The organism is Streptomyces sp. NBC_01451 (assembly GCF_036227485.1).
Lineage (GTDB): Bacteria > Actinomycetota > Actinomycetes > Streptomycetales > Streptomycetaceae > Streptomyces.
The window spans coordinates 3,568,996-3,583,203 of record NZ_CP109479.1; the positions used below are offsets into that span (position 1 = coordinate 3,568,996).

A 14,208-nucleotide genomic window follows, 5' to 3' on the forward strand; every position below is an offset into this window, starting at 1 on the left:
GGGATTCGAGATCTCACGGCCTCAACTCGGAAGCGCGGGCATCACGATTTCGGTTCGAACGTCTCCGCGAAGGTCCGCCATGTCTCCTTGCGCAGCTCACTGCCCCAATTGGACGCTTTCGCCGTGTACATCAGCCCATATCCGAGTTGTTCGGTGACGACGAACCCCCGGTCCACCGACCGGTACTTCGTCCCGCCCTCCGTGTAGGTGAACTCCCAGTCGGCCGTGTTCCAGCCGCGGTAGTCCACCTTCGCTATTCGGATCCGGTCGTACTGCGAGCGCGTCATGTACTGCTCTTGGTTCTTCCAGTCGGCCACGGGATCGCTCTTGGGCGTGGTGGTCCACCCGACGAGCAGCTTCTGCCCGTCGGGCCCCGCGAAACGGGCCCCCGCGGCTCCCGTGGACTCGTACTTCCACCCGGCGGGCAGTCCGATGGAGAACCCCTGCTCGTTCGTGTGCGTGGACACACCCGTGGACCCACCCGACCCACCCGACGCGCTCGCCGACGCACTGGGCGAGTTTCCCGGATCGGTTCCCGCGCCCGAGCCGGTGCCCGCCTCCGCGCTCTTCGTGGCGTCGGCGCTCTGCCCGCCGTCCACACGGGTGCCCTCGTCCTTGTCCTCCTTGGTCTCGGCGGAGGCGGAGGACGTGGACGTCACCTTGTCCCCGCCGCTCTTCGCCCCGCCGGCGGAACTGTCCGTGGAGTCGTCGCCCCCGAGCACGAGGGCCAGCACCACGCCGAGCACGATGACCGCGACGACCACACCGATGATCACCAGCGTGCGCCTCGGCACCACATCGGTGAGCGGCGCCCTGGGCACGGACCGGGGCGGCAGATCGGGCGGCGGCACCACAGGCCACCCCGAACTCCGCCCGCCGGTAACGGGGTTACCCGCCTGAGCACCGCTGTCCCGGCCCTGACCGTCCCGCGCGCGGGGAACAACGGCCCCCTGAGCAGCGCCTCCGGCCGACTTCCCGGATTCCCTCGCACCGTCGCTCTTCGCAGCCTCGTCCAGCGCACCGGAGGAACCCGCGCCGGAGGAAGCCACACTCCCGGAGACCGCGGTCTCGGAGGCCGTGGCACCCGCACCCGCTCCGGCCCCGGCCGCTCCTCCGCCCGCGGAAGCACCGGCAGCCGCAGCGGAGTCGGCGGACTTCGTCCGCACCACCGCCCCCGCCCCGGCACCAGCCGCGACGGCCGCCTTCTTCACCGAGCGGAACGCCCCCCGGAACCGCTCGCCGGCGTCCTCAGCCCGCTTGCCCCCGGAGCCGGTGTCGGCCGAACTGCCGCTCTCCGCGCCCTTGTCCGCCCGCTTGTTCCTGCCGGGGACGGGCGGCAACGGCACGACCTTCGTCGTGTCCACCGGCTCCGGCTCGGCCTGCTCGCGCTGGGGCGCGTGGATCACCGCGTTGAGCATCGTGCGCGCACCGGCGTCGTCGAGCCGCTTGGCGGGATCCTTGGTCAGCAGCCCGTAGATCACGTCCTTCAGCGGACCCGCGTTCTTCGGCTCCTCCATCTGCTCCGTCATCACGGCGGTCAGCGTCGCGATCGCGGAACCCTTGTCGTAGGGCGGCACACCCTCGACCGACGCGTACAACAAACCGCCGAGCGACCAGAGGTCGGCAGCCGGGCCGGGCTTGTGGCCTCGGGCCCGCTCCGGCGAAATGTAGGAGGGAGCGCCGACGAGCATGCCGGTCGAGGTGATCGACGGGTCGCCCTCCACCTGCGCGATACCGAAGTCGGTGAGGACGACCCGGCCGTCCTCGGACATCAGCACGTTCGACGGCTTCACGTCGCGGTGCAGGATGCCCTCGCGGTGCGCGGCCCTGAGCACGTCGAGAATCGCGAGGCCCACCTCGGCGGCGCGGCGCGGCTCCAGCAGCCCGTCCTCACGGATGACCTCGGCGAGCGACTTGCCCTCGACGAGTTCCATCACGATCCACGGGCGGTCGTCCTCCTCGACCACGTCGAAGACGGTCACGGCGCTGTTGTTGCGGATCCGCGCGATCGCCTTGGCCTCGCGCAGCGTCCGCGTGATCAGGCGCCGCTTCTCCTCCTCGTCGATGCTCCCCGGAAACCGCAGCTCCTTGACGGCGACCGTCCGGCCGAGGGTCTCGTCCTCCGCCCGCCAGACGGTGCCCATGCCGCCGCGGCCGAGGACTCCTCCCAGCCGGTACCGCCCGGCGAGGAGACGCTCACTCCTGTCCTCACGGGATGCTCCCGCCCGCTCCGCCTCCGACATGCGTCCCCTCATGCAACCCGCCCTGACAGAGCCTCCATTGTCCCTCACCCGACAACCGGCCGATGCCCCGGGTGCCCCTGGGGACGGACGGCGGCCCGCGAGAAGGGGGACCGCGTGAAGCGAGCGATCCGCCGTCTCACCTGCTGTCACTGTCTTCCCCCCTCCCGGTTGAACGCGGACGCGAGCGCGGGCCCCGGCCTCGAACCGGCCCGGCTCGCCGCCGAGTTCTGCCCCCGCACCCCGTAGAACGGACGGCTGCCGGGCAAAGATCCCAGCTCACGACACTCGTTCGAGTGACGATCGGGAGTTCGAGAGAAAAGGCCAGGAGGCCCCCGGAAGTCCGAAACCCGCCCTGGGTGACCGGAAGTTGCGGAGGCGTCAGAGCGGCACGATGTCCGGCGCACCCAGCCGCGCGGCGTCCGCCGTCAGGTCGTCGGGCTGCCGCTGCGACTCGCGCTCCGCCTCCACCCGCTTGTCGTAGTGCTCGACCTCACGCTCGATCTGGTCCTTGTCCCAGCCGAGGACGGGCGCCATCAGCTCCGCGGCCTCCCGGGAACTGCGTGTCCCCCGGTCGAACGTCTCGATGGAGATCCGGGTCCGCCGCGTCAGCACGTCGTCCAGGTGCCGCGCCCCCTCGTGCGAGGCCGCGTAGACGACCTCCGCCCGCAGATAGTCCTCCGCCGACTGCAACGGCTCGCCGAGCGAGGAGTCGGCGGCGATCAGGTCGAGGACCTCCTGGGCCAGTGAGCCGTACCGGTTCAGCAGGTGCTCCACGCGCACCACATGGAGGCCGGTGCGCGCGGCCGTCCGCGCCCGGGCGTTCCACAGCGCGCGGTAGCCCTCGGCGCCCAGCAGCGGCACGTCCTCCGTGACGCACTCGGCGACCCGTTGGTCGAGCCCGTGCACCGCCGCGTCGACCGCGTCCTTCGCCATCACCCGGTACGTCGTGTACTTGCCGCCCGCCACGACCACCAGGCCCGGCACCGGATGCGCCACGGTGTGCTCGCGCGACAGCTTGCTGGTCGCGTCGGACTCACCGGCGAGCAGAGGCCGCAGGCCCGCGTACACGCCCTGGACGTCGTCCCTCGTCAGCGGCACCGCGAGCACCGAGTTCACGCGCTCCAGCAGATAGTCGATATCGGCGCTGGAGGCCGCCGGGTGGGCCTTGTCGAGGTCCCAGTCGGTGTCCGTCGTCCCGACGATCCAGTGCCGGCCCCACGGGATCACGAACAGCACGGACTTCTCGGTGCGCAGGATCAGCCCGGTCGTCGAGTGGATCCGGTCCTTGGGGACGACCAGATGGATGCCCTTGGACGCCCGGACGTGGAACTGGCCGCGCTCGCCGACCATCCCCTGAGTGTCGTCGGTCCACACCCCGGTGGCGTTGACGATCTGGCGGGCGCGGATCTCGTACTCCCCGCCGCCCTCGACATCCCGCACCCGGGCGCCCACGACCCGCTCACCCTCACGCAGGAAGCCGGTCACCCGCGCGCGGTTGGCGACCTTCGCGCCGTACGCCGCCGCCGTGCGCACCAGGGTGGCCACAAAGCGGGCGTCGTCCATCTGCGCGTCGTAGTACTGCAACGCTCCGACCAGGGAGTCCTTCTTCAGGGCGGGCGCGACACGCAGGGCGTGACGGCGGCTCAGGTGGCGGTGCCCCGGCAGACCCCGCCCATGCCCGCGGGCCATCGACATGGCGTCGTAGAGCGCGACGCCCGCACCGGCGTACAGCCGTTCCCAGCCCTGGTGCTGAAGGGGATACAGGAACGCCACCGGCTTCACCAGGTGCGGTGCGAGCCGCTCCAGCAGCAGTCCGCGCTCCTTCAACGCCTCCCGTACGAGGGCGAAGTCGAGCATCTCGAGATAGCGCAGGCCGCCGTGGATGAGCTTGCTGGACCTGCTCGACGTGCCCGACGCCCAGTCACGGGCCTCCACCAGACCTGTGGACAGGCCGCGGGTCACGGAGTCGAGCGCGGTGCCCGCACCGACCACGCCCGCGCCCACCACCAGCACGTCCAGCTCACGCTCGGCCATTGCTGCCAGTGACTCGGCACGCTGCGCCGGTCCCAGTGCCGCTGTCCTCATCGCTGCCTCCTGCTGTCGGTCACGCCGGCCGCTTCCGTACGGCCGGCTGACTGTGTCCCGCCGTACGGCTACGCCTGCCCGAATCCCCTGCCCGAATTCTGACCGGGTTGCCCGGCTTCGGCCACCACCCGCCCCCAGCCTGTGGACAACCCACACAGAAACACCTGTGGAAACTCGCCCACCCAATCACGCATATCGGTCATATTTACTCCTAGTCTGACATTGCGCCCGCTCGTTCTGTCCACAGGGCTTGCGCACCTGTCCCGCTTCGGCTACTGGGAAGGACGGCCCACGCATGCCCGCAGATCTCGCCGTCATCGGACTCGGACATCTCGGCCTGCCGCTGGCCCAGGCCGCCGTCGCCGCCGGCATCCCCACCCTCGGGTACAAGACCGGCCCGGAGGCCGGTTCCCTGACGGCCGCCGAACTGCGCCGGATGCTCTCGGGGGGCTTCCGGACAGCCGCCGGCCCCGCCGAGCTCGGCCGCGTACGCACCGCCGTCATCTGCGCCCCCACCCCGCGCGGCGCCGACGGCGCACTCGACCTCGGTCAGGTGGAGGCGGCGGCCCGCACCCTGGCCGCCCGCCTGCGTCCGCACACCACCGTCATCCTGGAGTCGCCCGTGCAGCCGGGCACGACGGAGGAGTTCCTGCGCCCCCTCCTCGAAGAGGGTTCCGGGCTGCGGGCGGGCCGCGACTTCCACCTCGCCTACTCCCCCAGCCGTGTCGACCCCGGCAACCGCGACTTCACCCCCGCCAACACCCCCAAGGTCATCGGCGGCCTCACCCCCGCCTGCACCGAGTCGGCCGCCGCCTTCTACGGCCGGCTCACCGACAAGGTGGTACGCGCGCGTGGACCCCGGGAAGCGGAAACCGTGCAACTCCTGGAGAACAACTTCCGACACGTCAACATCGCCCTCGTCAACGAGATGGCCGTCCTCTGCCACGACCTCGGCGTCGACCTGTGGGACGTCATCCGCTGCGCCGAGACCAAGCCGTTCGGCTTCCAGGCCTTCCGTCCGGGCCCCGGCGTCGGCGGCCACGCCACCCCCCAGGACCTGCGGGGCCACACCGGCCGCACCCTGCGCATGGTGGAACTCGCCCAACAGGTCAACAACCACATGCCCCAGTACGTCATCCAGCGCGCGGCCACGCTCCTCAACGAGCACGGCAAGTCGGCCCGGGGCGCCCGCGTACTGCTCCTGGGCGTCACCTACAAGCCCGACCTCGCCGACCAACAGGGCTCCCCCGCCCAGGAGATCGCGATCCGCCTGATGGAACTGGGCGCCTCCGTCAGCTACCACGACCCCCACGTCCCGTCCTGGAGCGTCCTGGACCGCCCCCTCCCGCGCGCGGACTCCCTCTACGAGGCGGCGGCCGACGCCGACCTGACGATCCTGCTCCAGCAGCACCGCACGTACGACCTCCAGGGCCTGTCGGTGAAGGCTCAGCTACTGCTGGACACACGGGGGGCCACGCCTACGGGGGCGGCGCATCGGTTGTGAACGGGGGCGCGTGGGGCACGGCGGGCTCCAGGGACGGTGGCAAGCGGCTCCCCGCGCCGGTACCGTGGAAACAGGTGGAGCCCACCGCAGCGGCTACTGCGGCAGGCTCCTGGATGGTTCACGGGTGTCCGCCCCTAGTTCTTATAGGGGCGGCCGCTCACCATCCGTAGGTCCACAAGATGCACCTCCTCCGGAACTTGACCGCCCGAAGACGGATCCGGTCCCAGCGGGTGGGCTTGCGGTGACGCCCCATGGGTGCGCCCCCTTCCATGACGCCGCCCAGTCAGCCCGGTGGACGGTCCATTGGAGTTCGGGCCGGGCCCCGAGGGCCGGGGTCCGGATCGTCATCCTTGGAAGGGGGCGCCCCAGAGAACTTGGGGTCGCCGGAACAGACGTTATCGCCCCGACGCACCCCTTCGGCACGCATTCGCCCCGAACGCAACCGTGCGCCCCCACCCGCAAAACGCGCCCCACCAGCGCCACTTGTACACACGAAGGGGCCCGGTCACCACACGGGTAACCGGGCCCCTTCGACCTCGCTCAAGCCAAGCGCAGCGTCATCTCACATCAACGCATATGCGTCGAGTCCGCCACCGTCACCTCGACCCGCTGGAACTCCTTGAGGTCGCTGTAGCCGGTGGTGGCCATCGCGCGGCGCAGGGCGCCGAAGAAGTTCATCGACCCGTCGGGGATGTGCGAGGGGCCCATGAGGACCTCCTCGATCGTGCCGACCGTGCCGAGGTCGACCTTCTTGCCGCGCGGCAGTTCCTCGTTGACGGCCTCCATGCCCCAGTGGTGGCCCTTGCCGGGCGCGTCGGTGGCGCGGGCCAGCGGGGAGCCCATCATCACGGCGTCGGCTCCGCAGGCGATCGCCTTGGGGAGGTCGCCGGACCAGCCGACACCGCCGTCGGCGATCACGTGCACGTACCGGCCGCCGGACTCGTCCATGTAGTCGCGGCGGGCGGCGGCCACGTCGGCGACCGAGGTGGCCATCGGGACCCGGATGCCCAGCACGTTGCGCGTGGTGTGCGCGGCGCCGCCGCCGAAGCCGACGAGCACGCCGGCCGCGCCGGTGCGCATCAGGTGCAGGGCCGCGGTGTACGTGGCGCAGCCGCCGACGATCACCGGGACGTCCAGCTCGTAGATGAACTGCTTCAGGTTCAGCGGTTCGGCGGCGCCGGAGACGTGCTCCGCGGAGACCGTCGTACCGCGGATGACGAAGATGTCCACGCCCGCGTCGACGACGGCCTTGGAGAACTGGGCCGTGCGCTGCGGGGAGAGCGCCGCCGCGGTGACCACGCCCGAGTCGCGCACCTCCTTGATGCGCGCGCCGATCAGCTCCTCCTTGATGGGGGCAGCGTAGATCTCCTGGAGGCGGCGGGTCGCGGTGTCCGCGTCCAGGTCGGCGATCTCGTCGAGCAGGGGCTGCGGGTCCTCGTACCGCGTCCAGAGGCCTTCGAGGTTCAGGACGCCGAGGCCGCCCAGCTCGCCGATGCGGATCGCGGTGGCCGGGGAGACGACCGAGTCCATGGGGGCCGCCAGGAAGGGCAGCTCGAAGCGGTAGGCGTCGATCTGCCAGGCGATCGAGACCTCCTTCGGGTCGCGCGTACGACGGCTGGGGACGACGGCGATGTCGTCGAAGGCGTACGCCCTACGGCCGCGCTTGCCGCGCCCGATCTCGATCTCAGTCACGTGTGTGGCCTTTCCATCCTTGGTTCTGCGCCTCCCAGTATCCCCGACGGGCACGACGAAGGCGGTCCCGGAGTACCTCCGGGACCGCCTCGCGCACGTCCGGCTACTGCTCGCGCCTACTTGCGGCTGTAGTTGGGCGCCTCGACCGTCATCTGGATGTCGTGCGGGTGGCTCTCCTTGAGACCCGCCGACGTGATGCGGACGAAACGGCCCTTGGTCTCCATCTCACCGACGGTGGCCGCGCCCACGTACCCCATCGTCTGGCGCAGACCGCCGACGAGCTGGTGCAGGACGTTGGCCAGCGGACCCCGGTAGGGCACCTGACCCTCGATGCCCTCGGGGACGAGCTTGTCGTCGGAACCGACGTCGGCCTGGAAGTAGCGGTCCTTCGAGTACGACTTCGCCTGGCCGCGCGACTGCATGGCGCCCAGCGAGCCCATGCCCCGGTACGACTTGAACTGCTTGCCGTTGATGAACTGCAGCTCGCCCGGGGACTCCTCGCAGCCGGCCAGCAGGCTGCCCAGCATCACGGAGTCGGCACCGGCGGCGAGCGCCTTGCCGATGTCGCCGGAGTACTGCAGGCCACCGTCGCCGATCACCGGGATACCGGCGACGCGCGCCGCGAGGGCAGCCTCGTAGATGGCCGTGACCTGCGGTACGCCGATGCCGGCGACCACGCGGGTGGTGCAGATGGAGCCGGGGCCGACGCCCACCTTGATGCCGTCGACGCCCGCGTCGATCAGGGCCTGGGCGCCGTCACGCGTGGCCACGTTGCCGCCGATCACGTCGACGTGGACGCTCGACTTGATCTTCGACATCCAGCTCAGGGCGTTGCTGTTGTGCCCGTGCGAGGTGTCGACGACCAGGAAGTCCACGCCCGCCTCGGCGAGGCCCTGGGCGCGCTCCAGTGCCTCGGGGCTGGCACCGACGGCCGCGCCGACCAGCAGCCGGCCCTCGGAGTCCTTGGCGGCACTCGGGTACTTCTCGGCCTTCACGAAGTCCTTGACCGTGATCAGGCCCTTGAGGAGACCGGATTCGTCGACCAGGGGAAGCTTCTCGATCTTGTGGCGGCGCAGCAGCTCCATGGCATCGGTCCCGGAGATACCGACCCTGCCCGTGACCAGCGGCATCGGCGTCATGACCTCACGGACCTGACGCGAGCGGTCGGTCTCGAAGGCCATGTCGCGGTTGGTGACGATGCCCAGGAGCTTGCCGTTGCCGTCCGTCACCGGGACGCCGCTGATGCGGAACTTGGCACAGAGCGCGTCGGCCTCGCCGAGCGTCGCGTCCGGGTTCACCGTGATCGGGTCGGTGACCATGCCGGACTCGGAACGCTTCACGAGGTCGACCTGGTTGACCTGGTCCTCGATGGACAGGTTGCGGTGCAGTACGCCGACGCCGCCCTGCCGGGCCATGGCGATCGCCATGCGCGACTCGGTCACCTTGTCCATCGCCGCGGAGAGCAGCGGGATGTTGACGCGGACGTTGCGGGAGATGCGGGACGAGGTGTCGACAGCGTTGGGCAGCACTTCCGATGCGCCCGGCAGCAGCAGCACGTCGTCGTAGGTCAGCCCGAGTGTCGCGAATTTGGCGGGCACTCCGTCGACGTTCGCAGTCATGACACCTTCCCCAAAGCCTTGATCGGTGCGGATGTCCATGCTAACGGGAAGCACGGGTCCCGAATTCCACGGTGCGAGCTGCCCCGGGGCTTCGTATGTTCGTACGGAGTCGTCTGTTCGTACGGAGTCGTCTGTTCGTACGGAGTCGGTGCGTCGGCCGTTCACCCAGGGCCGGGAAAAGGGGGCCCGTCACTGCGGGTTCCTACTGTTCCGCCAGAGCCCGGAGCCGGCTCAACGCACGGTGCTGGGCCACTCGCACCGCGCCGGGTGACATTCCCAACATCTGACCCGTCTCCTCCGCCGTGAGGCCCACCGCGATGCGCAGCAGAAGCAGTTCGCGCTGGTTCTCGGGGAGGTTGGCCATGAGTTTCTTGGCCCATTCGGCGTCGCTGCTGAGGAGGGCGCGTTCCTCCGGGCCCAGGGAGTCGTCGGGGCGTTCCGGCATCTCGTCGGAGGGGACCGCCGTCGAGCCCGGGTGGCGCATCGCGGCACGCTGGAGGTCGGCGACCTTGTGCGCGGCGATCGCGAAGACGAACGCCTCGAACGGGCGTCCGGTGTCGCGGTAGCGCGGCAGGGCGAGGAGTACGGCGACGCAGACCTCCTGCGCCAGGTCCTCCACGAAGTGCCGCGCGTCGCCCGGCAGTCGGGACAGCCGGGTGCGGCAGTAGCGCAGCGCGAGGGGGTGCACATGGGCGAGCAGGTCGTGCGTCGCCTGCTCGTCCCCGTCGACGGCGCGGTGGACGAGACCACCAATCACCCCATGGGCATAAGCCGCCTCGTCGTCACGCATCGGACCATGGTGCCTTGGCGTCGCTCTCTCCGTGGCACCGCGTCCGTTGTTGTGCACCGAAGCGTTATGAGCAGGTGCGCCGGAACTCATCTCCTGCGCCCTCCCCTTCCGCTCGACCGACTTGTCCCCGAGGAACTCCACACCTCAAGGATGCGGCATCCGCGCCGAAACGAGCAGCGGGCATCCGGCGGGCCGTTCTGCGACCCCCGCCCACCTTGCGGCAGGCGGGGACTTCTCCACCCCCGGCGAGGTCCACCTAACGGACCAGACCCCACCGGAAACCGAGCGCCACCGCGTGCGCGCGGTCCGAGGCGCCGAGCTTCTTGAACAGGCGCCTGGCGTGCGTTTTCACGGTGTCCTCGGAGAGGAACAGTTCGCGTCCGATCTCCGCGTTGGACCGGCCGTGGCTCATGCCTTCCAGGACCTGGATCTCGCGCGCGGTGAGCGTGGGCGCGGCGCCCATCTCGGCCGAGCGCAGCCGGCGCGGCGCGAGCCGCCAGGTCGGGTCGGCCAGCGCCTGCGTCACCGTGGCCCGCAGTTCGGCGCGCGAGGCGTCCTTGTGCAGATAGCCGCGGGCACCGGCGGCGACGGCGAGCGCCACGCCGTCCAGGTCCTCGGCGACGGTGAGCATGATGATGCGTGCTCCGGGGTCGGCGGACAGCAGCCGCCGGACCGTCTCGACGCCGCCCAGACCGGGCATGCGTACGTCCATCAGAATGAGGTCCGAACGGTCGGCACCCCAGCGGCGGAGAACTTCCTCGCCGTTGGCCGCCGTGGTCACGCGCTCGACACCGGGCACGGTCGCGACCGCGCGGCGGAGCGCCTCTCGGGCAAGCGGGGAGTCGTCGCAGACGAGGACGGATGTCATGGCCGCCCTCCGCAGCTGATGCGCGTCACCTTGAGCCTCCAGGCTGGTACTTATCGTCACCTGTGCGGTTGACGCTCGACCGAATTTCCCGGCAGTGGGTACTGCCGCCCGTTCGAGCGCTTGTCCCTCCAACCGCCTCGCACTCTCAACGATGGTCACTCGAAAGAGTTACGGGGCCGTGTGTCGTCTTCGGCACTCTACGTGAGGGCACGCACACGGTGCAGACATGCTCAACAGACCCTCAACGTTTCAACACAACCTATGCCCCATTTAGCCGTTTTTCTTCCCTTTTATTGGTGTCTAAGGCTAGATTCACAATGAGTCATATTTTCATCTCCTTAGATCGTAGTTATACGGTCAGGGGCACCAAGTCAGCCCAGAACGGCAACAAGGGGACACGCAATGGCAGATTTCTCCCGCCTTCCCGGTCCGAACGCGGACCTCTGGGACTGGCAGCTCCTCGCGGCCTGCCGCGGGGTCGACAGCTCGCTCTTCTTCCACCCGGAGGGAGAGCGCGGTGCGGCACGGAGCGCTCGCGAGAACTCGGCCAAGGAGGTCTGCATGAGATGCCCGGTCCGCGCGCAGTGCGCGGCGCACGCACTGGCGGTGCGTGAGCCCTACGGCGTGTGGGGCGGGCTGACCGAGGACGAACGCGAAGAGCTGATGGGGCGGGCACGCAACCGGCTGGTGTCGGCGTCGGCCGGTGGCGGCGACCTCGGTTCGAACAATTGAAGGAACGTTTCTTCCAAAGCCGGGCCCGCCGCGGGCCGGCCCTGGGCCCGGGCGCGCGTCAGACCCGGCCCGCCGCCCGCGCCAGCTGGTCCAGCGTCGCCGCCACCGCCGGCACCTGCGCCAGGTCGGGCAGGGTCAGCGCGACGATCTCCCGCCGCACCGCCGGTTCCAGCGTCACCGTGCGCGCACCCCGCGGCCGTACGGACTCGATGGCGAGCTGGGGCAGGACGGCGACGCCCAGACCCGCGCCCACCAGGCCGATCACCGCGGGGTAGTCGTCGGTCGCGAAGTCGATGCGCGGGGTGAAGCCCGCGCTCTCGCAGGCCTCGACCAGTTGGCCCCGGCAGCGCGGGCAGCCGGCGATCCACGACTCGGCGGCGAGTTCGCCGAGGGCGACCGACTCGGCGCGGGACAGCCGGTGACCTTCGGGTACGAGGCCGACGAGCCGGTCGGTGAGAAGGGGGCGGACCACCAGGTCGTCCCACTCGCCGGCCCCGGCCGCGCCCTCGTACCGGAAGGCCAGGGCCACGTCGCAGTCGCCCTCGCGCAACAGTTCGACGGAGTGCGGGGGTTCGGCCTCCTCCAGGGAGACCCGGGTGCCGGGGTGGGCGGCGCGCAGGGCGGCGAGGGCCGTCGGGACGAGGGTGGAACTGCCGCTGGGGAAGGACACCAGCCGGACCCGCCCCGCCCGCAGGCCGGCGATCGCGGCGACCTCCTCCTCCGCCGCCGTGAGCCCCGAGAGGATGCCCGCCGCGTGTCGCACCAGGGCCTCGCCCGCCTGGGTCAGGCGCATCTCGCGCCCGCTGCGGATGAGCAGCGGGGTGCCGACCGAGGCCTCCAGCGCTTTCATCTGCTGGCTCACGGCCGGCTGGGTGCAGCCCAGTTCGCGGCCCGCCGCCGAGAAGGAGCCGGTGGCGGCCACGGCACGCAGGACACGGAGATGACGGGCTTCGATCATTTTTCGAGCATAAGTGAACCTTGGGGATGCTGACGAATAACGCGTCGACACTTTGGGCACGAGTGACTTAGCGTGTGGTCGTGGTCATCGATGCGGTGTCGGAATGACGAGTACGGGGGCGAGTGGCTGATGAAGGTGTTGTCCGTGAACGTGGGTCGTGCGCAGTCCGTGCCGTACACGGATCATCCGCAGGGCACGGGTATCGACAAGCGGCCGGTGGACGGGCCGGTGCGGGTGGCGGCGCCCGGCCCCAGGGGGATCGGCGGCAGCGGTCTGGCCGGGGACACGGTGTGCTCGAAGGAGCACCACGGCGGCGACGAACAGGCGGTGTACGCGGTCGCGCGCGAGGATCTCGACGAGTGGGAAAGCGAGTTGGGCCGCCCGCTGCGCGACGGGATGTTCGGCGAGAACCTCACCACCCAGGGGCTGGACGTGTCCGGTGCGCTGATCGGCGAGCGCTGGCGGATCGGGTCCGAGGTGGTCCTGGAGGTGACCAGCGGGCGCATCCCCTGTGCGACGTTCCAGGGCCATCTGGGTGAGAAACGGTGGGCGAAGCGGTTCACGCAGCGAGGTGCGCCCGGCGCCTATCTGCGAGTGATCGAGCCGGGTGAGATACGGGCGGGCGACCCGGTGGACATCGTGCACCGCCCGGACCACGACGTGACGGTCGCCCTGTACTTCCGGGCGCTGACGACCGAGCGGACCCTGCTGCCACGGCTGCTCACAGCCGGTGCGGCGCTGCATTCCGGGGCGACGGCGGCGGTTCACGAGCATGTGAGGAAGTACGGCTGACGCTCGGCGGCGGCACGGCTGCTGACAAGGACCTACGCGAAGGCCCCACGCGGGGACTTCACGATCGGGAGGGAGCGTGCAGGGGGGCGGACGGGCACAGTCGGGGTCACTAATCTTGCGCCATGACAACGGCTCTGATTACGGGATCGACCGCGGGAATCGGCGCCGCGTTCGCGCGGCGGCTGGCGGCCGACGGCCACAACCTCGTCCTGGTGGCGCGCGACACCGAGCGGCTCGGCGAGCAGGCGACGGAACTGCACGACCGGCACGGCATCGAGGCGGAGGTGCTGAGCGCCGACCTCGCGACGGACACCGGCATCGAGGCGGTGGCCGATCGCCTCGGCGACCGCAGGAACCCCGTCGACCTGCTGGTCAACAACGCCGGCTTCGGCAACAAGGGCCGCTATCTCGACGTGTCGATGGCGGACGAACTGAGGATGCTCAAGGTGCACTGCGAGGCGGTGCTGCGACTGACCAGTGCGGCGGCCGAGGCCATGCGGGAGCGGGGCCGCGGGGGTGTCGTCAATGTGGCGTCAGTCGCCGCCTTCGTGCCGCGGGGTACGTACGGGGCGTCGAAGGCGTGGGTCGTGCAGTTCACGCAGGGCGCGGCGAAGGACCTGGCGGGGAGCGGGGTGCGGCTGATGGCGCTGGCTCCCGGTTTCGTGCGTACGGAGTTCCATGAGCGGGCCGGGATGGGGACGGACAACATTCCGAACTGGATGTGGCTGGACGCGGACAAGCTGGTCGCGGCGGCGCTCGCCGATCTGGCCCGGGGCAAGTCCCTGTCGATTCCGGACCCGCGGTACAAGGCGCTGATGGGCGTGGTGAAGGTGACGCCCAGGGCGCTGCTGGGCGGGATCTCGTCGAAGACGGGGCGGAAGTACGGGCCGCAGTGACATCTGCGCCGGACTTGGTGGAAGAGGTG

12 protein-coding genes are annotated in these 14,208 nt (G+C 70.3%); 5 read left to right on the forward strand and 7 right to left on the reverse strand.

The annotated features are described in order from the left end of the window. Window positions 1-41 precede the first annotated feature (41 nt). Window positions 42-2,243: a serine/threonine-protein kinase gene (locus tag OG595_RS15460; RefSeq protein WP_329282905.1), complete on the reverse strand. Its 2,202-nt coding sequence runs from the start codon at window positions 2,241-2,243 to the stop codon at window positions 42-44. Window positions 2,244-2,357: 114 nt separating this feature from the next. Here OG595_RS15460 and OG595_RS15465 point away from each other — a divergent pair, with 114 nt between their 5' ends. After that, window positions 2,358-2,489, forward strand: coding sequence for a hypothetical protein (locus OG595_RS15465; protein WP_329272374.1), 132 nt, complete (start codon window positions 2,358-2,360; stop codon window positions 2,487-2,489). Between the two features lie 132 nt (window positions 2,490-2,621). Here OG595_RS15465 and OG595_RS15470 read toward each other — a convergent pair whose 3' ends face one another. Next, entirely contained in the window at window positions 2,622-4,328 is a 1,707-nt protein-coding gene (locus OG595_RS15470; RefSeq protein WP_329272376.1) for a glycerol-3-phosphate dehydrogenase/oxidase, read from the reverse strand. A 295-nt stretch (window positions 4,329-4,623) separates the two neighbouring features. Between OG595_RS15470 and OG595_RS15475 the strand changes: the two genes are divergently transcribed. Beyond that, a complete protein-coding gene (locus tag OG595_RS15475) occupies window positions 4,624-5,832 on the forward strand; it encodes a nucleotide sugar dehydrogenase (protein WP_329272378.1) in 1,209 nt (402 codons plus the stop codon). A 567-nt stretch (window positions 5,833-6,399) separates the two neighbouring features. Here OG595_RS15475 and OG595_RS15480 read toward each other — a convergent pair. From OG595_RS15480 to OG595_RS15495, 4 genes are all read right to left on the reverse strand, one after another. Further along, window positions 6,400-7,524, reverse strand: coding sequence for a GuaB3 family IMP dehydrogenase-related protein (locus OG595_RS15480; RefSeq protein WP_329272380.1), 1,125 nt, complete (start codon window positions 7,522-7,524; stop codon window positions 6,400-6,402). A 116-nt stretch (window positions 7,525-7,640) separates the two neighbouring features. Continuing rightward, window positions 7,641-9,143, reverse strand: a complete 1,503-nt coding sequence (gene guaB, locus OG595_RS15485; RefSeq protein ID WP_329272382.1) for an IMP dehydrogenase — start codon at window positions 9,141-9,143, stop codon at window positions 7,641-7,643. A 202-nt stretch (window positions 9,144-9,345) separates the two neighbouring features. Further along, complete coding sequence (locus OG595_RS15490) at window positions 9,346-9,933, reverse strand: sigma-70 family RNA polymerase sigma factor (RefSeq protein WP_105972817.1); 588 nt, start codon at window positions 9,931-9,933, stop codon at window positions 9,346-9,348. 256 nt (window positions 9,934-10,189) lie between these two features. Further along, a complete protein-coding gene (locus tag OG595_RS15495) occupies window positions 10,190-10,801 on the reverse strand; it encodes a response regulator transcription factor (protein WP_003948568.1) in 612 nt (203 codons plus the stop codon). 402 nt (window positions 10,802-11,203) lie between these two features. Between OG595_RS15495 and OG595_RS15500 the strand changes: the two genes are divergently transcribed. Then, window positions 11,204-11,533 (forward strand): WhiB family transcriptional regulator, encoded by a 330-nt coding sequence (locus OG595_RS15500; RefSeq protein WP_105972818.1) that lies wholly within the window; start codon window positions 11,204-11,206, stop codon window positions 11,531-11,533. A gap of 58 nt (window positions 11,534-11,591) precedes the next feature. On the opposite strand, the gene OG595_RS15505 is transcribed toward OG595_RS15500, so the two are convergent. Further along, entirely contained in the window at window positions 11,592-12,491 is a 900-nt protein-coding gene (locus OG595_RS15505; RefSeq protein WP_329272388.1) for a LysR family transcriptional regulator, read from the reverse strand. A gap of 129 nt (window positions 12,492-12,620) precedes the next feature. On the opposite strand from OG595_RS15505, the gene OG595_RS15510 reads away from it, so the two are divergent. Further along, window positions 12,621-13,283, forward strand: a complete 663-nt coding sequence (locus OG595_RS15510) for an MOSC domain-containing protein (protein WP_329272390.1) — start codon at window positions 12,621-12,623, stop codon at window positions 13,281-13,283. Window positions 13,284-13,405: 122 nt separating this feature from the next. Next, complete coding sequence (locus OG595_RS15515) at window positions 13,406-14,179, forward strand: SDR family NAD(P)-dependent oxidoreductase (protein WP_329272392.1); 774 nt, start codon at window positions 13,406-13,408, stop codon at window positions 14,177-14,179. Window positions 14,180-14,208: the final 29 nt, after the last annotated feature.

Coding starts and splice junctions, on each gene's coding strand:
- OG595_RS15505 (WP_329272388.1), bottom strand. CDS start 12,491: ATGATCGAAGCCCGTCATCTCCGTGTCCTGCGTGCCGTGGCCGCCACC.
- OG595_RS15460 (WP_329282905.1), bottom strand. CDS start 2,243: ATGTCGGAGGCGGAGCGGGCGGGAGCATCCCGTGAGGACAGGAGTGAG.
- guaB (WP_329272382.1), bottom strand. CDS start 9,143: ATGACTGCGAACGTCGACGGAGTGCCCGCCAAATTCGCGACACTCGGG.
- OG595_RS15490 (WP_105972817.1), bottom strand. CDS start 9,933: ATGCGTGACGACGAGGCGGCTTATGCCCATGGGGTGATTGGTGGTCTC.
- OG595_RS15510 (WP_329272390.1), top strand. CDS start 12,621: ATGAAGGTGTTGTCCGTGAACGTGGGTCGTGCGCAGTCCGTGCCGTAC.
- OG595_RS15495 (WP_003948568.1), bottom strand. CDS start 10,801: ATGACATCCGTCCTCGTCTGCGACGACTCCCCGCTTGCCCGAGAGGCG.
- OG595_RS15500 (WP_105972818.1), top strand. CDS start 11,204: ATGGCAGATTTCTCCCGCCTTCCCGGTCCGAACGCGGACCTCTGGGAC.
- OG595_RS15470 (WP_329272376.1), bottom strand. CDS start 4,328: ATGAGGACAGCGGCACTGGGACCGGCGCAGCGTGCCGAGTCACTGGCA.
- OG595_RS15515 (WP_329272392.1), top strand. CDS start 13,406: ATGACAACGGCTCTGATTACGGGATCGACCGCGGGAATCGGCGCCGCG.
- OG595_RS15475 (WP_329272378.1), top strand. CDS start 4,624: ATGCCCGCAGATCTCGCCGTCATCGGACTCGGACATCTCGGCCTGCCG.